At 55.9% G+C, this 23,565-nt stretch carries 22 protein-coding genes; 14 read left to right on the forward strand and 8 right to left on the reverse strand.

Going from position 1 to position 23,565, the window contains the following annotated elements; genetic code table 11:
* Window positions 1–67: 67 nt before the first annotated feature.
* From P0H77_RS00540 to P0H77_RS00570, 7 genes are all read left to right on the forward strand, one after another.
* Window positions 68–1,624: a transcription antiterminator gene (locus P0H77_RS00540; protein ID WP_276160902.1), complete on the forward strand. Its 1,557-nt coding sequence runs from the start codon at window positions 68–70 to the stop codon at window positions 1,622–1,624.
* Between the two features lie 23 nt (window positions 1,625–1,647).
* The gene (locus P0H77_RS00545) at window positions 1,648–2,118 is read left to right on the forward strand and encodes a fructose PTS transporter subunit IIA (protein WP_176917032.1); all 471 of its coding nucleotides are present in this window, start codon (window positions 1,648–1,650) and stop codon (window positions 2,116–2,118) included.
* A gap of 21 nt (window positions 2,119–2,139) precedes the next feature.
* Window positions 2,140–2,454 carry a PTS fructose transporter subunit IIB gene (locus tag P0H77_RS00550; protein ID WP_176917033.1) on the forward strand — a complete coding sequence of 105 codons (315 nt, stop codon included), beginning with the start codon at window positions 2,140–2,142 and terminating at the stop codon, window positions 2,452–2,454.
* A gap of 23 nt (window positions 2,455–2,477) precedes the next feature.
* A complete protein-coding gene (locus P0H77_RS00555) occupies window positions 2,478–3,569 on the forward strand; it encodes a PTS fructose transporter subunit IIC (protein WP_276160918.1) in 1,092 nt (363 codons plus the stop codon).
* An 11-nt stretch (window positions 3,570–3,580) separates the two neighbouring features.
* Window positions 3,581–4,432 (forward strand): class II fructose-bisphosphate aldolase, encoded by an 852-nt coding sequence (locus P0H77_RS00560; protein ID WP_276160924.1) that lies wholly within the window; start codon window positions 3,581–3,583, stop codon window positions 4,430–4,432.
* An 80-nt stretch (window positions 4,433–4,512) separates the two neighbouring features.
* Window positions 4,513–5,373, forward strand: coding sequence for a ketose-bisphosphate aldolase (locus tag P0H77_RS00565; protein ID WP_276165212.1), 861 nt, complete (start codon window positions 4,513–4,515; stop codon window positions 5,371–5,373).
* A gap of 53 nt (window positions 5,374–5,426) precedes the next feature.
* A complete protein-coding gene (locus P0H77_RS00570; protein ID WP_276160929.1) occupies window positions 5,427–6,110 on the forward strand; it encodes a D-lyxose/D-mannose family sugar isomerase in 684 nt (227 codons plus the stop codon).
* A 35-nt stretch (window positions 6,111–6,145) separates the two neighbouring features.
* On the opposite strand, the gene P0H77_RS00575 is transcribed toward P0H77_RS00570, so the two are convergent.
* Window positions 6,146–7,864 carry an AsmA family protein gene (locus P0H77_RS00575; protein WP_276160930.1) on the reverse strand — a complete coding sequence of 573 codons (1,719 nt, stop codon included), beginning with the start codon at window positions 7,862–7,864 and terminating at the stop codon, window positions 6,146–6,148.
* Between the two features lie 120 nt (window positions 7,865–7,984).
* Window positions 7,985–9,376: a xanthine/proton symporter XanP gene (gene xanP, locus P0H77_RS00580; protein WP_276160935.1), complete on the reverse strand. Its 1,392-nt coding sequence runs from the start codon at window positions 9,374–9,376 to the stop codon at window positions 7,985–7,987.
* Window positions 9,377–9,674: 298 nt separating this feature from the next.
* On the opposite strand from xanP, the gene gltS reads away from it, so the two are divergent.
* Window positions 9,675–10,877: a sodium/glutamate symporter gene (gene gltS, locus P0H77_RS00585; protein ID WP_276160938.1), complete on the forward strand. Its 1,203-nt coding sequence runs from the start codon at window positions 9,675–9,677 to the stop codon at window positions 10,875–10,877.
* 96 nt (window positions 10,878–10,973) lie between these two features.
* Here gltS and glpK read toward each other — a convergent pair whose 3' ends face one another.
* Together glpK and P0H77_RS00595 are read right to left on the reverse strand one after the other, a co-directional pair.
* A complete protein-coding gene (gene glpK, locus P0H77_RS00590; protein ID WP_276160940.1) occupies window positions 10,974–12,485 on the reverse strand; it encodes a glycerol kinase GlpK in 1,512 nt (503 codons plus the stop codon).
* A 22-nt stretch (window positions 12,486–12,507) separates the two neighbouring features.
* Window positions 12,508–13,353, reverse strand: coding sequence for an MIP/aquaporin family protein (locus P0H77_RS00595; protein WP_276160941.1), 846 nt, complete (start codon window positions 13,351–13,353; stop codon window positions 12,508–12,510).
* Between the two features lie 433 nt (window positions 13,354–13,786).
* Between P0H77_RS00595 and zapB the strand changes: the two genes are divergently transcribed.
* On the forward strand, window positions 13,787–14,026 hold the full coding sequence (gene zapB / locus P0H77_RS00600; RefSeq protein ID WP_103676369.1) for a septal ring assembly protein ZapB: 240 nt from the start codon (window positions 13,787–13,789) through the stop codon (window positions 14,024–14,026).
* Between the two features lie 143 nt (window positions 14,027–14,169).
* Window positions 14,170–15,159, forward strand: a complete 990-nt coding sequence (locus P0H77_RS00605; RefSeq protein WP_276160942.1) for a sulfate ABC transporter substrate-binding protein — start codon at window positions 14,170–14,172, stop codon at window positions 15,157–15,159.
* Between the two features lie 232 nt (window positions 15,160–15,391).
* Here P0H77_RS00605 and P0H77_RS00610 read toward each other — a convergent pair whose 3' ends face one another.
* Window positions 15,392–15,703, reverse strand: coding sequence for a type II toxin-antitoxin system MqsA family antitoxin (locus P0H77_RS00610; RefSeq protein ID WP_276160944.1), 312 nt, complete (start codon window positions 15,701–15,703; stop codon window positions 15,392–15,394).
* Window positions 15,700–16,041 carry a toxin gene (locus tag P0H77_RS00615; RefSeq protein WP_276160945.1) on the reverse strand — a complete coding sequence of 114 codons (342 nt, stop codon included), beginning with the start codon at window positions 16,039–16,041 and terminating at the stop codon, window positions 15,700–15,702. Before P0H77_RS00615 ends, P0H77_RS00610 begins: the two co-directional genes overlap by 4 nt.
* 248 nt (window positions 16,042–16,289) lie before the next feature.
* On the opposite strand from P0H77_RS00615, the gene P0H77_RS00620 reads away from it, so the two are divergent.
* On the forward strand, window positions 16,290–17,069 hold the full coding sequence (locus tag P0H77_RS00620) for a CDP-diacylglycerol diphosphatase (RefSeq protein ID WP_276160947.1): 780 nt from the start codon (window positions 16,290–16,292) through the stop codon (window positions 17,067–17,069).
* A gap of 22 nt (window positions 17,070–17,091) precedes the next feature.
* Here the strand turns inward: P0H77_RS00620 and lsrK are convergent, their stop codons facing one another.
* Together lsrK and lsrR are read right to left on the reverse strand one after the other, a co-directional pair.
* A complete protein-coding gene (lsrK, locus tag P0H77_RS00625) occupies window positions 17,092–18,684 on the reverse strand; it encodes an autoinducer-2 kinase (RefSeq protein ID WP_276160949.1) in 1,593 nt (530 codons plus the stop codon).
* Between the two features lie 85 nt (window positions 18,685–18,769).
* On the reverse strand, window positions 18,770–19,735 hold the full coding sequence (gene lsrR / locus P0H77_RS00630; RefSeq protein ID WP_276160951.1) for a transcriptional regulator LsrR: 966 nt from the start codon (window positions 19,733–19,735) through the stop codon (window positions 18,770–18,772).
* A gap of 248 nt (window positions 19,736–19,983) precedes the next feature.
* On the opposite strand from lsrR, the gene lsrA reads away from it, so the two are divergent.
* The 3 genes from lsrA to lsrD are packed head-to-tail and all read left to right on the forward strand — an operon-like array spanning window position 19,984 to window position 23,554.
* The gene (gene lsrA / locus P0H77_RS00635) at window positions 19,984–21,519 is read left to right on the forward strand and encodes an autoinducer 2 ABC transporter ATP-binding protein LsrA (protein WP_276160954.1); all 1,536 of its coding nucleotides are present in this window, start codon (window positions 19,984–19,986) and stop codon (window positions 21,517–21,519) included.
* Entirely contained in the window at window positions 21,513–22,559 is a 1,047-nt protein-coding gene (gene lsrC / locus P0H77_RS00640) for an autoinducer 2 ABC transporter permease LsrC (protein ID WP_276160955.1), read from the forward strand. Before lsrA ends, lsrC begins: the two co-directional genes overlap by 7 nt.
* Entirely contained in the window at window positions 22,556–23,554 is a 999-nt protein-coding gene (gene lsrD / locus P0H77_RS00645) for an autoinducer 2 ABC transporter permease LsrD (protein ID WP_276160957.1), read from the forward strand. Before lsrC ends, lsrD begins: the two co-directional genes overlap by 4 nt.
* Window positions 23,555–23,565: the final 11 nt, after the last annotated feature.

Genomic DNA, 23,565 nt, shown 5'->3' on the forward strand with positions numbered 1-23,565 from the left:
TTATGGAGCTTAAGTCGTAAAAAAAGCATTCCGTGGGGTTAATCTGGTATGTAATAAGGGTAAAAAAATGCAAACAATTACCTCTCGACAAAACAGATTATTAAAGTTTCTCCTGCAACGACGAGAATATGTCACGCTGCTAAAAATCGCGGAATATCTTAATGTATCCGAGAAGACCATTCAGCGCGATCTCCGGGAGCTGGAGCAGTGGCTTGCCGAACGTAAAATCACTATCGATAAACGCGCAGGTTCCGGCGTGATGTTATTAGCAGAAAACGTTACCGATTTTTTGCAACTGGATCTGCCAGTGAGTGGCGAAGGTGATGATGCCGATGTGATGTTAAATAATTCCCGGCGGGTAAAAATAGCCTCGCAGTTATTGAATGAAACGCCACATGAAACATCCATCAGTAAATTATCCGAACGCTATTTTATCAGCAGCGCGTCCATTGTTAACGATTTAAAAATTATTGAATCATGGATCGCCCCGCTGGGATTATCACTGATTCGCAGTCAAAGCGGAACGCATATTGAGGGCAGTGAAAATAGCGTCCGTCAGGCGATGGCCTCGCTGATTAATGGCATTATTAATCATAATGAGACCGGAACCATTATTCATTCACGGCTTGATCCGGGCAGTTATAAGGCGCTGGTACGCTATTTTGGTGAAGAGGATGTGCTGTTCGTTCAGACGCTGTTACAGGATATGGAAAAGAAGCTCTGCTGGTCGCTGGGCGAGCCATATTACGTGAATATCTTTACCCATATCCTGATTATGATGTACCGCATTACGCGGGGCAACGCGCTGCCTAAAAAAGAGGAGAGCACCCCGCCATTCGATGAAAACGTGTTTACCATTGCCCGGGGGATGCTGCGGCGTATAGAGAAACATATCGCCCATCCGCTGCCTGAAGATGAAGTGTGGTTTATCTATCAATACATTATTTCCTCCGGCGTGGTGGTCGAGGAGCGGGGCGATATCCGTAACCCTGGCAATATGCATTCCAGCGATGAGGCGCGGCTGATTACCGGTCAGCTCATCGCGACGTTCTCCGCAATGGTGGATAGCGATTTCCGTGATGATGCCGCGCTGTATGATGGTTTGCTGATCCACATAAAACCGTTAATTAACCGGCTGAATTATCAAATTTTTATTCGTAACCCGCTTCTGGAAGATATTAAAGGCGAGCTACAGGACGTCTGGAAACTGACGCAGCGTGCGGTGAATCAGGTATTTAGCGCCTGGGGCGAGGCGGCGGTGTCGGAAGATGAAATCGGTTATCTGACCGTGCATTTTCAGGCGGCGATGGAGCGGCAGATCGCACATAAACGTATTCTGCTGGTGTGTTCTACCGGTATCGGAACGTCGCATCTGCTGAAAAGCCGTATCCTGCGCGCCTTTCCGGACTGGACGGTTGTCGGCGTGGTCTCCGCCAGCGGTTTGCAGACGTTTCATGCAAAAGACGATATTGAGCTGGTGATCTCCACCATCAATTTACCGGCGGTCGATCTGCCGGTGGTGTATGTCACCGCCTTTTTTAATGATGCCGATATTAAACGCGTTACCGAAGCTGTCATTACCGAAAAATTACATCATGCGACAAGTGTTGTCGTCGGAAATTAATTTTATCTCCATGAGGTAGGGCTATGGACATAAGTAAAATTCTGAATACGAATCGTGTTCTTTTAGATATGAAGGCGAAAAATAAAGAGGAGGCGATAGAGGAATTAACCGATCTCTTACAGCGAGATGGCGCTATTACCTGCCGTGATACGTTTATTCAGGATGTCTGGCAGCGCGAAGCGGAAGGGTCGACCGGTTTTGAAAACCATATTGCGATCCCGCACGGTAAGTCCTCCGCGGTGGTCAACACGACGCTGGCCATTGGCCGCACGCGGCATGATATTCCCTGGGAGACGCTGGATGGCAGTAGCGTGCGGTGCATTATTCTGTTTGCCGTCCGCCTCGAAGATCAAAATACCACCCATATTCGCTTATTGTCACAGGTCGCCGGGGCGCTTGCGGACGACGACATTATTAATCAACTGCTCGAAGAGAAAAGCCCGCAGCGGATTATCGATCTTTTTAGCCAGTACGCTGAATCGGATGTTTGCTAACTATTTTAACGGGAGCATGTCATGAATATTGTTTGTGTCGCCGCCTGTACTGCGGGCATTGCGCATACCTATATTGCCCGCGAAAAACTGATAAAAGGCGCGAAAGCGCTGGGTCATAATATCAAAGTAGAGACGCAGGGAACCATCGGCACAGAAAATGAATTACCGGCGGAGGATATTGCTGCCGCAGATGTCGTGATTCTGGCCGTGGATGTAAAAATAAAAGGAGAGGAAAGATTCAAAAATAAAAGGATAGTTCGCGTTAAAACGGAAGTTGTTATTAAATCACCAATTCAATTTCTTGAAAAGGTGGAAAAATCAATTGCTAATGCATGATCCTTATTCTGGAGGGATCTCACATGAGTGAATATAAAATTCCGGTGTCGCAGGAAATTAAAAAACATCTTTTGACGGGAATTTCCTGGATGATCCCGTTGATTGTCGCGGCGGGCATATGCATCGCCCTCGGGCAGATATTAGGCGGTACCAATGTTGGCGAGAAGACAGGGTCGGTTCCGTGGATGCTGAATCAAATCGGCGGCTGGGGAATGGGGCTTATTGTTCCGCTGATCAGCGCCGCCATTGCCTATTCCATCGCTGACCGCCCCGGTTTCGCCCCCGGCCTGATTGTCGGGTTTGTGTGCGGTGAAATTCATACCGGTTTTATCGGTGGCATGCTCGGCGGATTTTTAGTGGGCTATACCGTGCTGCTGCTGAAACGCTATATCCGGTTGCCGCAGTCGATGCAGGGGCTGATGCCGATAATGGTACTGCCGGTACTGAGCACGATTATTGGCGGTCTGCTGATGATGACGCTCATTGGTAAGCCAATCGCCTGGTTGCAGGATGCGCTGATCCACATGCTCGAATCCATGCAGGGCGGATCGCGTTTTCTGATGGGGGGGATCCTCGGCGCGATGGCGACGTTCGATTTCGGCGGTCCGGTGAATAAAACCATGTCGCTCTTTGCCGATGGCCTGCTCGTCAGCGGAGTGTACGGGCCGGAGGCCGTCAAGTTTGTCGGCTCTATCATCCCGCCGTTCGGCATTACGCTGTCGTTCCTGCTGACCCGCCATAAATATACCCGCGCCGAGCGTGAAGCGCTGAAAGCGGCTTTCCCGATGGGCATTTGCATGATTACCGAAGGCGTGATCCCTATTGCCGCCCGCGATTTGCTGAGGGTTGTCGGCTCCTGCGTGGTGGCCTCGGCGGTGGCTGGCGGGTTGATCATGGTGTGGGGCGTGGAAAGCCCGGTGCCGCACGGCGGCATGTTTGTGGTACCGCTGTTTACCCATCCACTGCTGTTCTGCCTGGCGCTGGGTATCGGCACCGTGATTTGCGGCGTCATGCTGTCGCTGTGGAAGAAACCGGTGACCGATCGGGATGAGGAGTTTGACGAGTTAAGCGATCAGAAAGTGAAAGACGAAGAGATCACCTTTACCCTGGAATAACCGGAGGCCGTATGTTTGCCGATATGAAAAGTATGGTGACGAAAGCCTGGCGTGAGCATTATGCGCTGCTGGCGATTAACTGTATGAATCTGGAAAGCGCCCGGGCGGCGATCCGCGCGGCGGAAACCCATCGCGCGCCCATTATCCTCAATGTTTATCAGGGGCATCTTTCCCACTTCCCGGCCAGCGTCGCCGCCTCCGTGGTGAAAGCGCTGGCGGACGAGGCCGCGGTGCCGGTGGCGCTGAGTCTGGATCATGGAAAAGAGCCTGCGTTGATTTATCAGGCGTTTCGCGCCGGTTTTAACGGGTTGATGATTGATGCCTCGGCATTTCCGCTGGCGGAGAATATCCGCCAGACGCGGGCGGTGGTCGAGCTGGCCGCCAGTGCAGGAGTATGCGTGGAAGGCGAACTTGGTCATCTGGCGGATGCGCCGCGCTATGACCATGCCACCAATGTCGATTTGATGACGCAGCCCGGCGACGTGGAGCCGTTTATCCGCCAGACCGGGATCGATCTGCTGGCGGTCTCCGTCGGCACCGCGCACGGCATGTATGCGCCCGGCGTGACGCCGAACCTCGATTTTGATCGGCTGGCGGAGATCGCCCGTCTGTCGAGCGTCCCTCTGGCGCTTCACGGCGGCAGCGGTACTCCGTTCGATCAGCTCGCACGTTGTCCGGCGCTGGGCGTGGCGAAAATTAACGTCGGTGCGGCAATCTTTGAGGCCGGGAAAGCCGCATTGCTACATGCGCTGTGCCATGACAGCGCCGCTGAACTGGCCGACGTGATGGCCGTCATGGAGCGGGCCAGCGAAGAGGCCATAACCCCTTACCTTCAGGCATCCGGCGCGATCGGCAAAGCCTGATTTCATTCCTGTAACGCCTTATATGTCAGCGCGTCAACGCCCTGGCAGGGCTTACTACACTCTGAAACTGGAGAATGATGATGTTAGTTTCGATGAAAGAACTGCTGAACCCCACCCGCCAGCACGGTTTTGCCATTGGTGCATTTAACGTGGCGGATAGCTGCTTTATCCGCGCCGTGGTTGAAGAAGCTGAAGCGACCAACACCCCGGCGATTATCTCCGTTCATCCCAGCGAGCATGACTTTCTCGGCGACAGCTTTTTTGGCTACGTCCGCGAAATCACCCGTCGCAGTCCGGTCCCGTTCACGCTGCACCTCGATCACGGCGCGTCAATAGAGCACGTGCTGCGCGCCATCCAGTGTGGCTTCACGTCGGTGATGATCGACGGCTCGCTGTTGCCCTACGAAGAGAACGTGGCGCTGACCCGTGAAGTAGTCAAACTGGCGCATGCCGTGGGTGTCTCCGTGGAAGGGGAACTGGGCACTATCGGGCAAACCGGTACGTCCGTGGAAGGCGGTGTTTCTGAAGTGACCTATACCGATCCGGCGCAGGCGGAGGATTTTGTCGCCCGGACCGGCGTCGATACGCTGGCGGTAGCGATAGGCACTGCTCATGGCATCTACCCGAAAGGGATGCAGCCCAAACTCCAGATGCACATCCTGCGTGAGATTGCTGATCGCTTGTCCATCCCGCTGGTACTGCACGGCGGCTCCGCGAACCCGGACGCGGAAATTGCCGAGTCGGTAACCCTGGGCGTCGGCAAAATCAATATCTCCAGCGATATGAAATACGCCTATTTCCAGAAAGTGCGCGAAATTCTGGGTAAAGAGACCTGGTGGGATCCGAATGTGATTTACCCGGAACCGATTAACGCCGCACGTGAGGTTATTCGCTACAAAATGAAGCTATTCGGCTCAACCGGTAAAGCGACGCTCTATTAATTGCTGCGAGGCGGGTTCGCCCGCCTCAGATGGCGTCTGCACAGGAGGCTAACATGAAGCGTTCATCGATCAATTACGCGATAGATAAGGCGCACGCGGTCGCGGAAAGTTTTCGGCTGCGTTTACCTGATTTCGCTTACTTTACCGCAGAGGCATGGCGGCAAAAGCCGCTGGACGAATGGCAGGAAGTGCTGGATTTACAGCTTGGCTGGGATATTACCGATTTTGGCCGGGGAAATTTTGCCGATACCGGATTAACGTTGCTGACCTTACGTAACGGCGAGCTGCATAATGCACAGTATCCGAAACCCTACGCCGAAAAAATGCTGCAAATCCAGCCGGACCAGCATACGCCCTGGCATTTTCATACGCATAAAATGGAAGATATTCTCAACCGGGGCGGCGGCGATTTATGTATGCAGCTGGCGTGGTCCACGGAGGATAATCAACGAGACCTGCGGCGGACCATCGACGTTGCCGTGGACGGGCGTCGCCGCACTCTCCGGCCCGGGGACACGCTGGTGCTAAAACCGGGGCAGGGCGTTTGCCTTCCTCAGCGGCTTTACCACCGTTTCTGGGCGGAAAAATCGCTGGTGCTCGGCTGGGAAATTTCGATGGTGAATGACGACAGGCAGGATAACCATTTTCTTGAGGCAGGCGAACGCTACTCCACCGTTGAAGAAAACGAGCCGGTGAAGTGGCTGCTGTGTAATGAGTATCAGCGGTTAGTGGTATGAACAATAGCACCGTTGCTGCAGAGAATTTACCCCTCTCAAAGAGAGGGAGATTCAGACAGCACCGAACCCTCGTTTCCGCCGCTCACCACCCCGCCGCGCATCGTCTGCGTCACCTGCTGCTTACTCATATTCACCGCCCGCAACTGACCGTTCACCGACGGTTTCAGCGGTGCATCGGCCTGTAGCGTACCGCTGGCGGTCAGTTGCACGTTGCCGTCGCCGGAGATCGGCAGCGCGGGCCATCCCCACTGTTGCAGGATAGCCAGCGGCACGCCGCGCCCGTTGAGGCTCACGTTAATCTGCCGCTGTGGAAGCTGCGATACCGTAGCGGTAGCCTCCAGCAGCCCTTTTTCCGTAAAGGCGCTCAGTTCGCTGATATTTACCGTCGAGGCATTGGCGCTAAGCTTGATCGACGGTCGGCGCACGTCCACCCGGTTGAACGTGGCGGCGGCGGCGTTCAGCCCGCCTGCGCCGCCCCAGATCCCCCACTGGCGATTTTTTGCCACCTGCAAATAGCTGCCATAGCCGTCGAGCGCCGTAAGCTGCCATGGAAATGCCGGGTCGATATCAATCACCAGGTTGCGGCTGGCGGTCAGGCGGTTAATCGTCACGCCCTGTAGCCACGGGGGAAGCTGGGTCATCCACAGCTGCTTCCAGTCAGGCGGCAGGGTATATTCCAGCCCGGCGAGCGCAAAGTCGTCCAGCACCAGCGTTTTACCGTCGCGCAGCCAGTTGCCTGACGTGCGGATCATGCCGCCTTCCCAGCGTGAGGTGAACTGGCGCAGCGCCACGCCCTGCGGGGAAAACTCGGCGTTAAGAATGGGATCGTTCAAATGCAGCGAGCCGTAAATAAACTCGCTGGCGTTCATGGACAGTTTACCGCCCTGGCTTTGCCAGTCCTCTTTGCTGAGCGTCAGATCGCGCAGGCTGAGATCGAAGTCGATAATCGCCCAGTCGGGCCCCTGAAGCTGCGCATCCGTCACGTCCAGACGATTGATTTGCAGGGAAGGGACGGTCGTCAGCGGCGCAAAAAAGTCTGCCAGCGTTTTATCGCTTTGCAGGCGGATGTCGTTCATCTGCAGGCTATCGACGATCCAGCCGCCGTCGGCATTACGTCGCGCGGTGCCGGTCAGCGAGCCGCGCGCCAGATCTGCGCCAATGGTGCTCAGATTAACGTTATTGTGATCGATACTGCCCTGAATCAGCACGTTGCTGGCAGGCACGCCGTTCAGGGTCAGCGACCCGGCGCTCATCATGATATCGGCTTTACTGCCGAGGACATTTCCCGCTTCCGGCAGCCACGGGCTTACGCCGCCGGTGACGCGCTGGGCGCTGAGATCCCAGCCGGTCTCCGGGCTGTTAAACGCCATATTTATTAACTGGAGACGGTCCGCGCGGATGGCCAGCGGTGCGGTGGCGGGCGACAGGTTCAGCGTGCCGTCCTGCAAAATAATCGCGTCCGCGTGCAGCGGATCGGTGAACTGGCGGCTGCTGAGCCCGATATCCACGGTTTTGGCATCCAGCGTGGCGGGTTTACCGTCGCGGCCAAACGTCACGTTCTTTAATAAAATATGCGAAGGCGATGAGAAGCGGTGATCGATGGCGTCAAACGTCAGCTGGTAGTCGCTGTTATCGCTAATCCAGCCGCTGACCTGTTTCGCTCCCCAGCGCGTCTGAACAAGGAACCAGAACGCGATAATGACCACCAGTACGGCAATCAGAATCCAGGCGATCAGTTTTCCGAGAAATTTCATGGTCATCCTTCCCGAGAAATAAACATAAGGGAGTTATGCCCGAATTACAGGAAATCCTCAAGGAAGGAATAGTGAAAGTGCGTTACAGCGGCAGCGGGTCAGGCCCGCTGCCGCGGCAGATCAATTTTTCTCTGGCGGGAAAAGCAGGTTCAGCACAATCGCGGTAATGCCGCCTGCAGCGATGCCGGAGGAGAGCAGGTTTTTCACCCAGTCCGGGGCAAACTGCAGGATCAGCGGCTGCTGGGAGACGCCAAGGCCCACGGCCAGCGACAGGGCGATAATCATGATGGCGCGGCGGTTCAGCGGCTCGCGGGAGACAATGCGCACGCCGGAGGCGGCGATGGTGCCGAACATCACCAGGGTTGCGCCACCCAGCACCGGTTCCGGGATGTGCTGTACAAAACCACTCACCGCCGGGAACAGGCCAAGCACGATCAGCATCAGCGCCACCACAAAGCCGACATAGCGGCTGGCGACGCCGGTCAACTGGATCACGCCATTGTTCTGCCCGAAGCAGGAGTTGGGGAAGGTGTTAAACACGGCGGAGACAAACGAGTTCAGGCCGTTCGCCAGCACGCCGCCTTTCAGACGCTTCATATACAGCGGGCCGGAGACCGGCTGTTCGGAAACGTCGGAGGTGGCGGTGATATCGCCGATAGTTTCCAGCGAGGTGATCATAAACACCAGCATCAGCGGCAGCAGCAGGCTCCAGTCAATGCCCAGACCATAGTAGAGCGGGGTCGGCACCATGATCAGCGGGCTGTTGGTTGGCGCGTTACCTTCCGGCAGCATCCCCATAAACCAGGCCAGCAGATAGCCCGCGGCCATCGCAATCACCAGCGACGCCACGCGCAGATACGGGTTGCGCTGACGGTTTAGCAGGATGATGATCGCCAGCACCACGCCCGCCAGCAGCAGGTTTTTCGGTGCGCCGAACGTGTGATCGTTCATCGCGGCAAAGCCGCCGCCGATGGAGGTCAGTCCAACCTGAATCAGCGACAGTCCGATAATCATCACCACCACGCCGGAGACCAGCGGGGTAATAATGCGGCGCGCCAGATGCAGGATGCGCGAGATAACCATTTCAGTACAGCTCGCCAGCATCAGGGTACCGAACAGCGCCGCCATCATGGTCGGAACGTCCGCCCCGCCGGTTTTTAATGCCGTTCCGCCCATGATCAGCGGGGCGACAAAGTTGAAGCTGGTGCCCTGAATCGAAAGCAGCCCCGAGCCAACCGGCCCCCAGGCTTTAATCTGAATGATGGAGGCCACGCCGGACGCGAACAGCGACATGCTGATGATGTGCTGGGTATCCTCTGCCGGTAATCCCAGCGCCTGACAAATCAGCAGCGCAGGGGTGATCACCGCGACGAACATCGCCAGCAGATGCTGGCAGGCGGCAAACAGGGTCTGGGGCAGGGGAGGACGATCTTCGAGACGGTAAATCAGTTCGCTATTCTGCGCAGGCGCAATCGGTTGCGCATGTTCAGATTCGACGGTGTGAGCAGACATCAGAGGCAATCCCGCGGTGGAAAAGTGGCGATTTTAGCCGACTGGCAGGCAAAAGCAAACGGTTGCTTACGGGTAAGGGTAAAATTTTACCGGCGGGAGTGGGTTGTGTCGGTCGGAACTGGCTGGCGTATAGCGCACAGCTACTCACATCACCCGAGAACGTGATATCCCTACATTTAATAGCGTCTTTGCCCTTTTATTGCTTACAATCGGTTTTGTCACCTCATGATGAGGAAATTACGGCACAGGAAATGGGTCGCGTATGAATGAATCATGCGTTGAGTAAGGAGTTTTAATTATGTTTCATCTTGATACGTTATCGACGCTGGTAGCCGCCACCCTGGTGCTGCTGTTAGGGCGTAAACTGGTCCATTCGGTCCCCTTCTTCGAAAAATACACCATTCCTGAACCGGTCGCGGGCGGCCTGCTGATAGCGCTGGCGCTGCTGGTGCTGAAAAAAAGCATGGGCTGGGAAATCGACTTCGATATGAGCCTGAAAGATCCGCTGATGCTGGCCTTTTTTGCCACCATTGGTCTCAACGCTAACATTGCCAGCCTGCGGGCGGGCGGCAAAGTTGTGGCCATCTTTCTGGTGGTCGTGGTGGGGCTGCTGGTGGTGCAAAACGCCATCGGTATCGGCATGGCGAAAGCGCTGGGTCTCGACCCGTTGATGGGGCTGCTCGCCGGGTCGATCACGCTTTCCGGCGGACACGGCACCGGGGCGGCGTGGGGTAAACTCTTCTCCGAGCGCTATGGTTTCACCAGTGCGACCGAGGTGGCGATGGCCTGCGCCACCTTCGGCCTGGTGTTGGGCGGGCTGATTGGCGGGCCGGTAGCGCGATTTCTGGTAAAGCGTTCGCCTACCCCGGACGGCACGCCTGACGATCTTGCCACCCCGACCGCCTTCGAGAAACCCGATGTTGGACGAATGATCACCTCGCTGGTACTGATTGAATCTATTGCACTAATCGCCATTTGCCTGACCGTCGGGAAGGTGATTGCGGAACTGCTGGCGGGAACCGCACTGGAACTGCCAACCTTTGTATGCGTCCTGTTTATTGGCGTTATTCTCAGCAACGGTCTGGCGTTACTCGGCTTTTATCGTGTCTTTGATCGGGCGGTTTCGGTGCTGGGTAACGTCAGTCTGTCGCTGTTTCTGGCGATGGCGTTGATGAGCCTGAAGCTGTGGGAGCTGGCCTCGCTGGCGCTGCCGATGCTGGCGATCCTGGCGGTGCAGACCCTGGTCATGGCGCTCTACGCGATGTTTATTACCTGGCGGATGATGGGCAAAAACTACGATGCCGCCGTACTGGCGGCCGGGCATTGCGGCTTTGGTCTTGGTGCGACGCCAACGGCGATTGCGAATATGCAGGCCATCACCGAACGCTTTGGGCCGTCGCATACGGCGTTTTTAGTGGTGCCGATGGTAGGGGCGTTTTTTCTCGATATCGTTAACGCGCTGGTGATTAAAGTGTTCCTGATGATGCCGGTGTTTAGCTGATACCGCCTGCAGTTCAGGTAACCGGGTAAGGCGTTTGACATTACCCGGAAATTCTCCCCGGTGGCGCTACGCTTACCGGGGCTACTTTTGAAAATCTTATCCTTCGTCGTGCTCTTCCCACGCCATCGCGCGTTTCACCGCTTTTTTCCAGCCGCTGTAACGGTAGTTACGCTCGGTGGTTTCGATGCCAGGGCGGAACTCGCGTTCAATTACCGCTTTTTCCTGTAGCTCATCCAGGTTCTGCCAGAAGCCGACCGCCAGACCCGCCAGATAGGCGGCGCCCAGCGCGGTCACTTCACGCACTTCCGGACGCTCCACGCGGGTGCCCAGAATGTCGGACTGGAACTGCATCAGGAAGTTGTTGGCAACCGCGCCGCCGTCCACGCGCAGCGCGTGAAGACGAATGCCGGAGTCCGCCTGCATCGCTTCCAGCACGTCGCGGGTCTGGAACGCAATGGATTCAAGAGTCGCACGGATAATGTGATTGGAATTTACGCCACGGGTCAGGCCGAAGATCGCGCCACGCGCATACGGGTCCCAGTAAGGCGCGCCCAGACCGGTAAAGGCGGGAACCACATAGACGCCGTTGGTGTTCTGCACTTTGGTGGCGAAGTATTCAGAGTCAAAGGCATCGCTGATCAGCTTCATTTCATCGCGCAGCCATTGAATAGACGCGCCTGCCATAAACACCGCGCCTTCCAGCGCATAGTTGACCTCGCCGCGCGGACCGCAGGCGATGGTGGTCAGCAGACCATGTTCAGAAGCGACCGCTTTTTCCCCGGTATTCATCAGCATAAAGCAGCCGGTGCCGTAGGTGTTTTTCGCCATCCCTTCCTTCACGCAGAGCTGGCCGAACAGCGCCGCCTGCTGATCGCCGGCGATCCCGGCGATCGGAATACGGGTGCCGCCTTTCCCGCCGATATTGGTCTGGCCATACACTTCGGAGGATTTGTGGACCTGCGGCAGCATGGCGCGCGGGATGTCCAGCACCTCCAGCATTTTGTCGTCCCAGTCCAGTTTGTGGATGTCGAACAGCATGGTACGCGAGGCGTTGGTGTAGTCGGTGACGTGAACGCGACCCTGAGTCATTTTCCAGATAAGCCAGGTATCAACAGTGCCGAACAGCAGTTCGCCGCGTTTCGCCCGCTCGCGGGAGCCTTCAACGTGGTCGAGGATCCACTTCACTTTGGTGCCGGAAAAGTACGGGTCGATAACCAGCCCGGTGGTTTTACGGATGTAGTCTTCCATCCCGTCACGCTTTAACTGTTCGCAGATCTCAGCGGTACGGCGGCACTGCCAGACAATGGCGTTATAAATCGGTTTTCCGGTTTCCCGATCCCAGACGATAGCCGTTTCACGCTGATTGGTAATGCCAATGGCCGCGATCTGATCGGAATTGATATCCGCTTTTGCCAGCACCTCCACCAGCGTGGAGCTTTGGGTAGCCCAGATTTCCATCGGATCGTGCTCAACCCAGCCTGGCTTCGGATAAATTTGTTCAAACTCGCGCTGCGACACGCTGATGATATTGGCGTCGTGATCCATCACGACGGCGCGGGAACTGGTAGTGCCCTGATCGAGCGCAACGATATATTTTTTGTCAGTCATAGTCATAAGTCCCGTAGTCGTATTACAGCGAAGCTTTTTGCGTGGCGGCAGCGGTGTCTTTCTCATCTTTTGCCACCGGAATATCACACGGCAGGTGCAGGCCAATCAGTTTACGATAGCCGAACGCACCCAGCGCCGCGCCTACAATCGGTCCGAAAAGCGGTACCAGGAAGTAGGGAATATCTTTCCCGCCGGTGAAGGCAACGTCGCCCCAGCCAGCAAACCAGGCGAAGGTTTTCGGGCCTAAATCACGCGCCGGGTTCATGGCGAAGCCAGTGAGCGGTCCCATTGATGCGCCAATGACCGCAATCAGCAGGCCAATCAGCAGCGGGGCCAGCGGTCCGCGCGGAATGCCGTTACCGTCATCGCCCAGCGCCATAATCACGCCCATCAGGATAGCGGTAATCACCATTTCAACTGCGAAGGCCTGCACAAAATTGAGATGTGGGTTAGGATAAGTGGAGAATATTCCCGCCAGATCAAGGCTTTCGACGCTGCCGCGCACCATATGGTGCGTCAGTTCGTAATCAGCGAACAAATTGTAATAAAGCCCGTACACCAGCGCCGCCGAGCAAAACGCCCCGGCGAACTGGGCAATGATAAACGGTGCGACTTTGCGTCCGTCAAAGCAGGCGAACAGCCAGAGCGCGATAGTCACCGCGGGGTTAAGATGCGCACCGGAGACGCCGGCGGTCAGGTAGATCGCCATCGCGACGCCCAGCCCCCAGATGATGCTGATTTCCCACTGGCCGAAGCTTGCGCCCGCCACTTTCAGCCCGGCAACACAGCCGACGCCAAAAAAAATCAGCAGTCCGGTGCCTAAGAACTCTGCGATGCACTGACCTTTCAGGGTTGTTGTTTGGCTCATAATCCGATCCTAAAGCAAGGTGAGAAGCACTATGTGCATAACGGTCGAAGACGACCATACAGCATTGTATGTTTAATGTTAATTTATCGTTAACGAACAAAAACGAGAAATATCGAAATCAAAAAGTGTGTGTTGCGTCAACAAAATGAGCGTTTTCGCGCTATGTAGTGTATTTTTCCGCCAGAAAAATAATGAGAGCTGAATCATTTCATTAACGCATGGGTTAACAATTAAGTGGTATTTGCGACGAACGCATCAGGTTTTAACTGAAAATGGACGCAATCCGCAAACAGCGCGGGATGCCGCTGGACAGTAAGGGCGGGGCTTCATACAATCGGAGCTATGGTAGTGTGCTAATTCATTAAGGCGTCGCCGGTGTTCGGGACGAGGATTTATATCCATCAACGCCTTGCAATTCAGGAGAGGTAGGACGATGTCATTAGAAGTGTTTGAAAAACTGGAAGCAAAAGTACAGCAGGCGATTGATACCATCACTCTGTTACAGATGGAGATCGAAGAGCTGAAAGAGAAGAACAACAACCTGTCTCAGGAAGTTCACTCTGCACAGCAGAACCGTGAAGATCTTGAACGTGAAAATCATCATCTGCGCGAGCAGCAGCAGGGCTGGCAGGATCGTCTGCAGGCGCTGCTGGGCCGCATGGAAGAAGTCTGATTTACGGCCCTCTCTTTTCGGAGAGAGGGTTTTTCTCCTTTTATATTCCCCTTCGTTATAGCCAATCTTTTTTTATTCTTTAATCATTGATCGCCTTTCTGGCACGCTAACTTCATCAAAACACAACATACAGAGAGTGGGCGATGAATAAGTGGGGCGTGGGATTAACTCTTTTGCTGGCGTCAACCAGCGTGCTGGCTAAGGATGTTCAGCTATTAAACGTGTCTTATGATCCAACGCGCGAGCTGTACGATGAGTACAACAAAGCTTTTAGCGCCCACTGGAAAAAAGAGACTGGCGATAATGTGGTGATCCGTCAGTCGCACGGCGGCTCCGGCAAACAGGCGACGTCGGTGATTAACGGGATTGAAGCCGATGTGGTGACGCTGGCGCTGGCTTATGACGTTGATGCGATTGCCGAACGTGGCCGTATTGATAAAAACTGGATCAAGCGCCTGCCGGACAACTCCGCGCCGTACACCTCAACCATCGTGTTCCTGGTGCGCAAAGGCAACCCCAAACAAATTCATGACTGGAACGACCTGATTAAACCGGGCGTTTCGGTGATCACCCCGAACCCGAAAAGCTCCGGCGGCGCACGCTGGAACTACCTGGCGGCCTGGGGCTACGCCCTGCACCATAACAACGGCGATCAGGCTAAAGCGCAGGAGTTCGTGAAATCGCTGTTCAAAAACGTCGAAGTACTGGATTCCGGCGCGCGCGGTTCCACCAATACCTTTGTTGAACGCGGTATCGGCGACGTGCTGATTGCGTGGGAGAACGAGGCGCTGCTGGCAACGAATGAACTGGGTAAAGACAAATTTGAAATCGTGACGCCGAGCGAGTCCATCCTGGCAGAGCCGACCGTGTCCGTAGTCGATAAAGTGGTTGAGAAGAAAGGCACTCAGGCGGTAGCAGAAGCGTACCTGAAGTATCTCTACTCGCCGGAAGGGCAGGAAATTGCGGCGAAGAACTTCTATCGCCCGCGCGATCCTGAAATCGCGAAGAAATATGACAGCGAATTCCCGAAACTGAAGCTGTTTACGATTGATGAAGAGTTCGGCGGCTGGGCGAAAGCGCAGAAAGCGCATTTCTCTAACGGCGGCACCTTCGATCAGATTAGCAAGCGTTAAGCGCGGGTGACACAACCTGCCCGGTGGCGCTGCGCTTACCGGGCCTACGGCAGACGCACATTGACACCGTAGGCCGGCGCAAGCGCAGCACCGCCTCCGGACCGCTTCAGCTGGCGTTCAGCCAGCGGGCAGCGGTTTTTTTGCATGTTGTTTCCTGTCAGCCTCCACCCGAACGCCGCAGAGTAAAATAGAACGGATGGAAAAATCCCCGCTTTTCATGGCGGGGATTACATCAAAGAATTGCCAGTTGGGACAATACTGACGGGCTTTTCTCAATCATACGGATCAGCAACACGGCCTGTTTATTGGGTCGGGCCAGTCCCTGTTCCCAGTTCTGATATGTTCTGAGGCCAGCATGAAGGTACTGTGCAAAAACAGCCTGTGAGAGATTTAATTTTTCGCGGACTTTGACCAAATCATCAGGAGAGATCGCCGGGGTTTCAGTATTAACGCGGTGAGTACGCAGCGTGATTTTCCCTGCGTCATACTCTTCCCATGCCTGAAATCCTTCTGTCAGCTCGCTAAAAATATTTCGTTGAGTCATGATTTGCCCCTCTGTTTTGCCTGTTCCAGGAGCTGGCGCAGGACGTTGCGTTGCTGAGTAGTGAGATCATCAAGCTGATCTTTATCGTACAAAGTGAACAGTAAAAAGTGCGATTTTTCGAGGTACCAGTAGTAAATAACCCGGATGCCCCCACGCTTTCCCTTATTCCTGCGCGAATCTAAAAAACGAACCTTACGTAACCCACCAGCATCCGGGATCACATCCCCGCACGTGGGGTTTTTCAGCAAAAATTGCTGGAAGGCACGGAATTCTTCATCGCTGAAGTACTCCGCGCGGTGCCGTTCAAACGGCGGTAGTTCAATAAAAAGCGCGTCCATCAGTTCACCCTATCCTTGATATAGGGGTATAATATACCCAAGTTGGGTATATAAAAAGCCACTTTTTAAGCAGGTAACATGAATAACCTTACTTATCATAGAGTTGTGCTGCATCAGCTTATTAATATTGTCTCAATTTCCAGTAGTAGTGCCCTATATTCAGTTTTATTTGGCATAAGCCAGGAATGAGCCTCATGCGCCTGAGCTTTTGCGGTACCCTTTGGCAAAAAGCATCAAGGGATCGGGTAATGAAAAACGTTAAACGTGTCATCGTCGTGCTGCTCATTGCGGTGGTTGCGCTCGCGGCAGGGGGTTTTTACTGGTTGCACACCAGCAATCCCGACGCGCTAAGGCATATTACCTTCGCGCAATGTATTCCCGGACAGCAGCAGCGCCATAATCCTACCCCCTGTAAAGAAGTGGATCTGCGGGCAGGCTACGTGCTGTTAAAAGACAAAAACGGCCCGCTGCAATATCTGCTGATGCCCACTCAGCGGATCAACGGGATTGAGAGCCCGCTACTGTTACAGCCTGGCACGCCGGACTACGTCTGGCTGGCCTGGCAGAAGCGCGACGTGCTGAGCGAACAGAACGGTTCTCCTCTGCCGGATTCGGCAGTCTCGCTGGCTATCAACTCCCGTCTCGGACGCACGCAAAACCACTTTCATATTCATCTCTCCTGCCTGCGCCGGGATGTGCGGATGCACCTGAACGACAATCTGACTACCATCAGTACCCGCTGGCTACCGCTGGAAGGCGGATTGCGCGGTCACGATTACCTGGCGCGCCGGGTGACGAAAAATGAGCTGTCGCAGCGCAGCCCGTTTATGATGCTGGCGGAAGAGGTTCCCGGCGCGCGGGAGCATATGGGACGTTATGCGCTGGCAATGGCGCAGCAAAGCGACGGATCGCTGGTGCTGCTGGCGACCGAGCGTAATGTGCTGATGTTGAATCTGGCGTCAGCCGAAGAGCTTCAGGATCACAATTGCGCGATCCTGAAGTCGTCCGCACCAGACGGCGGGCGGTAATAAATGGTTGCGCAGGTGCCGCTTATAGCCCCGGCGCTTTCCATAACGACGTCGTCAATCCATCATCCACCAGGCCGCGCTGATCCAGATAGACGGCCTGCCATTTCTCCCGCGCCTGCTGATAAACTTCATGATTTTTGGGATCGGGTTTATGCTCCCGATCCCAGCGCACCAGGCTTTCGCCGGTCAGCGCCAGCGAGGGCCAGATATCCGCGCCGACGCCCGCCGCAATAGCACAGCCCAGCGCCGTCGCTTCTTTAACCACCGGCACCCGTACCGTTAACCCGGTGACGTCAGCCAGGATCTGGCTCCATAATTTGCCTTTCGCGCCGCCGCCGGCAAATACCAGCGAGTCGGCCTGTACGCCCGAGAAATCGGCGATCTGCTGTAAATTACAGGCGGAAACAATGGCGGCGTTCTCTTCCAGCGCGCGGAACAGCGTCGCTTTATTACATTTTTCAGGATCGATAGAGAGATTAATAAACGACGGCGCGGCGTGATACCAGCGCTTGAAACGCATCACGTCAGAGAAGATGGGCATCACACCGTGCGCGCCTGGCGGCACCCGGCTGGCCATCTCTTCAAGCAGCGTATAGGCGTCGATGCCCAGCCGCCCGGCGATCAGCTTCTCTTCCGCGCAGAAGGCGTCGCGGAACCAGCGCATCGTCAGGCCGGTAAAGAAACTGATCGATTCGGTCTGCACCATTCCCGGAATGACATGCGGGTTGATGCGCACGTTCATATTCGGATCGGTCGCCGGAGAGGGGAGATTAACCACCTGCTGCCAGAAGGTGCCGCCCAGCACCGCCGTTTGCGCAGGCTGAACAACGCCGAGGCCGAGGCATCCCAGTTGTACGTCGCCGCCGCCGACAATGACCGGTGTTCCGGCCAGCAACCCGCTCTGTTCCGCGGCGCGTTGGGTTATTTTCCCCAGCGGCGTGCCGGTCTCTTTCACCGGTGACAGAATATCGGCGCGCAGGCCCGCCATTTGCAGCAGGCTGCGCTTCCAGTCGCGGGTGACTAAATCCAGCAGGCCGGTGGTGCCAGCGTTGGACGGATCGACCGCCAGCTCGCCGCTGAGCATATACGCCATCCAGTCGCTGATCATCGTCACCGTCGACGCCCGACGGTAAATATCCGGGCGATGATGCGCCAGCCAGAGCAGGCGCGGGATGGCGCTCAGCGCCAGCGTCTGCCCTGAGCAGCGGTAAACATTCTCTTCGAAAGTATTGTCGTACAGCTCTTTCAGTTCGCTGACCTCATGCGCCGCACGCGCATCCACGTTGGCGCAGGCCCAGATGGGCTCGCCGTCGCCATCGTAAATCACGATCCCTTCGCGCATGGAACAGGCGGAAACGGCAACGATCGCGGCGGGCGAGATGTCCGCATTGTGTAACGCCTGACGAATACACTGACAGGCCAGCTGCCAGTTCTTCGCCAGATCAAATTCCATTGAACCCGGCACGTCCGGCACCGCCAGATGCTGCCACTCCGCCTGACCAACGGCGACCTGGTTGCCCTGGAGATCGAATATGACTGCCCTGACGCTGCCGGTGCCAGCGTCGAGAGCCATCAGATAATGTCCTGATTCAGTGTGGGTACAGAGTCGAGCCATGTGTTCGCCCTCGGCTATTTATGTCGTCACCTGGACTCCTGTCAGTTGCTGCTCCGTTTTGTAGGGGTAAGTGTTCATGTGTTTATTATTTTTCAATCAGTTGAAGCATTTTCGCGGCGGTGGCCTGATCGGTCACCAGCGCATTGATATAATTGCCTTTCATGGCGGCGATGATGGCTTCCGCTTTTTCTTCGCCGCCTGCGACGCCGATAATGGTTGGGATTGTGGAGAGGGAGGTTAAGCTCAGGCCAATAAGCTCCTGATGAATTTTGATCTCCGGGATCACCTCGCCGTTGGCGTCGAAAAAGTAGCCGAGAATGTCGCCTACCGCGCCTTTACGACCAATCATTAACTGCTCGCCGGTGGTGATATAGCCGGAGCGTAAAATGGTGGCGTCGTCTTTCTGGCTAATTGAGCCGATTCCCACCACCGCGACATCCGCCGCCTGTGCCGTCAGCATCACGTCCCGGACGCTGTTTTCATTACGCAACGTGCGGGCGATATCCGCCGACGACGCGCGCAGCGGGGCAGGCATAATGCTCACGCTACAGGCGGCGTCCAGCTGGCCGATGCCGGTCATATACGGTCCGACACCGCCGGAAAGCGTGACCAGCCGGATACGCTGGGCGGAGATAAACCCGCTCAGCCGCTTTAGCGTAGTCATAGTGGCTTCGCCGAACCCGACCGCCAGCAGCTGCTGCGGTTGCAGCGATTCCATCAGCATATGCGAAGCGCCAATACCAAGGCGCGTACCGACATTCGCATCGGGCAACGCGGGCAAAACGCGGATATTACGCAGCGAGAACCGGCTGCGCAGCGCGTCTTCATACTCCAGACACCCTTCAAAGCGCGAGTTGATCTGGACGCGAATAATGCCCGACTGGTGCCCTTTCTCCAGCAGCCGCGACACTTTCAGCCGCGTAAGGCCCAGGCGGTCGCTGATTTCGCTTTGCGTCAGGCCGTCGTGATAATAGAACCATGCGATGCGTGCGACCTGTTCCTCTTCACACATCCCGTATTCCGACATCAAGGTGCTGTCATTGGTCGTCATAATATCGCTTCACTTTGAACATTTATAATTCATTAACACAATTGTTCAACCATCCACAGCTGTTCGCTGTGACGTACGCCACACAATTTAATAATGGATGAACTTTTTGCACAGGAAAGTTCATTTATTCACAAAATGTGATCCTGGTGATGTTTTTGTAACCAATTTGCTACTACTGTTTTTGAACAATTCATTTTTATAAAAACATTTGTTCAATCGGGCACTCTTTTTGAGTGAGCGGAGGCAGAATGCAATCCAGTCATTTTTCGGCACCCCCACTGCTTTGCGTACAGGACATCCGTAAACACTATTCCGGTGTTGATGTCCTGAAGGGTATCGACTTTACGCTGCATAGCGGAGAGGTGCACGCGTTGCTTGGTGGAAACGGGGCCGGAAAATCGACGCTGATGAAAATCATTGCCGGTATCGTGCCGCCCGATGGCGGAACCATGGATATCGCAGGCGTGCGTTGCCACCATCTATCTCCGCTCAAAGCGCATCAGTCAGGCATTTACCTTGTGCCGCAGGAGCCGCTGCTATTCCCCAGTCTGTCGGTACAGGAAAACATTCTGTTTGGTCTGCGGGGGCGTCAGGCCTCGACCGAAAAAATGCAGCAGTTGCTGACGGCGCTGGGCTGCCAGCTCGATCCGGCCAGCATCGCAGGCACCCTCGACGTGGCCGATCGGCAAATCGTTGAGATCATGCGCGGGCTGATGCGCGATTCACAAATTTTAATCCTTGATGAGCCTACCGCCTCGCTGACGCCAGCGGAAACCGACCGGCTGTTTACCCGCCTGCGTGAGTTGCTGAAAAAAGGCGTCGGCATTGTGTTTATCTCGCACAAGCTGCCGGAAATTCGTCAGCTTGCCGACCGCGTGAGCGTCATGCGCGACGGCAAAATCGCGCTGGCTGGAAAAACCGCGGATCTCTCCACCCACGATATTATTCAGGCAATTACCCCGGTTTCCAGCGGTGTAAATCTGTCCGACAGCCAGAAACTGTGGCTGGAACTGCCCGGCAGCCGTCCGCAGAATGCGCGGGGCGCGACGGTGCTGACGCTGGACGATCTGACCGGCGAAGGTTTTATGCACATCAGTCTGGAGGTCCGCGCCGGGGAAATTCTTGGACTGGCCGGACTGGTGGGCGCCGGGCGCACCGAGCTGGCCGAAACGCTTTATGGCATTCGCCCGGTACGGGGCGGAAAGGTCATGTTGAACGGCAAAGACATCAGCGTTTTATCCACGCGCCAGCGCTTACAACACGGTCTGGTGTATTTGCCGGAGGATCGCCAGTCGTCAGGATTACATCTTGATGCGTCTTTGGCCTGGAATGTCAGCTCGCTGACCCATAACCAGCGCGGCCTGTGGGCCAACGCCCGGCGCGATGACGCCATTCTGGAGCGCTATCACCGGGCGCTGAATATCAAACTCAATGATGCAGAACAGCCCGCGCGCACGCTGTCCGGTGGCAATCAGCAGAAGGTGCTGATTGCCAAATGTCTGGAGGCGTCCCCTCAGCTGCTGATTGTCGATGAACCTACACGTGGCGTGGACGTGGCGGCCCGCAGCGATATTTATCAGCTTCTGCGCAGTATTGCCGGGCAAAACGTGGCGGTGCTGTTTATCTCCTCTGATCTGGAAGAAATCGAACAGATGGCCGATCGCGTCTACGTCATGCACCAGGGCGAGCTTGGCGGTCCCGCGCTCTCCGGCAGCGATATTAATGTCGATACCATTATGCACGTTGCTTTTGGCGAGCATCACGCGAAGGAGGCAACATGTTGAAATTTATTCAAAATAATCGTGAGGCGACCGCGCTGCTGGCGATTGTCTGCCTGTTCGTTTTCCCCGGCGCGCTGGACAGCAACTACCTGAGCATGCAGACGCTGACCATGATTTTCAGCAGCGCGCAGATTTTGATGCTGCTGGCAATCGGTGCCACGATGGTCATGCTAACGCGCAATATCGACGTATCGGTGGGATCGACCACCGGAATGTGCGCGGTGCTGCTCGGGCTGATGCTGAATGACGGATATAGCCTGCCGGTCGCCTGCATTGCCACGCTGTTACTCGGTATGGCGGCAGGATTCTTTAACGGCGTGCTGGTGGCGTGGCTGAAAATCCCGGCGATTGTCGCCACGCTCGGCACCCTGGGACTGTATCGCGGCATCATGCTGCTGTGGACCGGCGGCAAGTGGATCGAAGGATTGCCCGCCAGCCTGAAACAGCTCTCCGCGCCTGCTTTCCTCGGCATTTCCGCGATTGGCTGGTTCACGCTGGTGCTGCTGCTGGCGATGGCCTGGCTGCTGGCCAAAACCCCGTTTGGCCGTAATTTCTACGCGACCGGTGACAATTTGCAGGGCGCACGTCAGCTCGGCGTGCGTACTGAAATGGTGCGGATTATCGCCTTTTCCCTGAACGGCTGCATGGCGGCGCTGGCCGGGATTGTATTTGCCTCGCAGATTGGTTTTATTCCCAATCAGACCGGCACCGGGCTGGAGATGAAGGCCATTGCCGCCTGCGTGCTGGGCGGCATCAGTCTGCTCGGCGGTTCCGGGTCGGTGATCGGGGCCATTCTCGGGGCCTACTTCCTTACGCAAATCGACAGCGTGCTGGTGCTGCTGCGCATCCCGGCCTGGTGGAATGACTTTATCGCCGGTCTGGTGCTGCTGGGCGTGCTGGTGTTCGACGGTCGCCTGCGCCGCGCGCTGCAAAAAAATCTGCGCCGCCAGAAATACGCCCGCTTTATGCCGTCCGCGCCGCCGCAACCTAAACCCGTGCGGAAGCCATCTCAACACAATAAAAAACGGGAGATAGCACAATGACTCTCTGGCGACGTTATAGCTGGGAACTGGCTCTGGCCGTGTTACTGGTGCTGGAAATCCTGGCCTTCGGCTTCATTAACCCACGGTTGCTGGACGTGAATGTCCTGCTGTTCAGCACCAGTGATTTTATTTGCATTGGTATTGTCGCTCTGCCGCTGACGATGGTCATTGTCAGCGGCGGGATGGATATTTCATTTGGATCGACCATTGGCTTGTGCGCCATCGCGCTGGGCTTTTTATTTCAGGCTGGCGTGCCGTTACCGCTGGCTATCCTCCTGACGCTACTGCTTGGCGCGCTGTGCGGGCTGATCAACGCCGGACTCATTATCTATACCGGTATTAACCCGCTGGTGATCACCCTCGGCACCATGTATCTGTTTGGCGGCAGCGCGCTGCTGCTGTCCGGGATGTCGGGCGCGACCGGTTATGAAGGGATCGGCGGCTTCCCGGCCGCGTTTACCGATTTCGCCAACCTTGCACCGTTCGGCGTACCTGTGCCGCTGATCTTCTTTCTGGTATGCGGCGTCTTTTTCTGGCTGCTGATGCACCGTACCCATGTTGGGCGCAATATTTTTCTGATTGGCCAGAGCACGCGGGTGGCGCAGTACAGCGCTCTGCCGGTGAACCGCACGCTGTATACCGTTTACGCCATGACCGGGGTCGCGTCCGCCATCGCCGCCGTGCTGCTGGTCTCTTATTTTGGCTCTGCCCGTTCCGATCTGGGCTCGTCATTCCTGATGCCAGCCATCACGGCGGTGGTGCTGGGCGGGGCGAATATCTACGGCGGCTCCGGGTCGATTATCGGCACCGCCGTGGCGGTTCTGCTGGTGGGCTTTTTGCAGCAGGGGCTGCAAATGGCTGGCGTGCCGAACCAGATTTCCAGCGCGCTGTCCGGCGCATTATTGATTGTTGTTGTCGTAGGGCGTTCCGTCAGCCTGCACCGTCATCACATCGTTGAGTGGATCTCACGTCGCCGCACCGCGCGGCAGGCGTGACGTCGTGTTGA

The sequence above is a fragment of the Superficieibacter sp. HKU1 genome (assembly GCF_029319185.1).
Classification (GTDB): domain Bacteria; phylum Pseudomonadota; class Gammaproteobacteria; order Enterobacterales; family Enterobacteriaceae; genus Superficieibacter.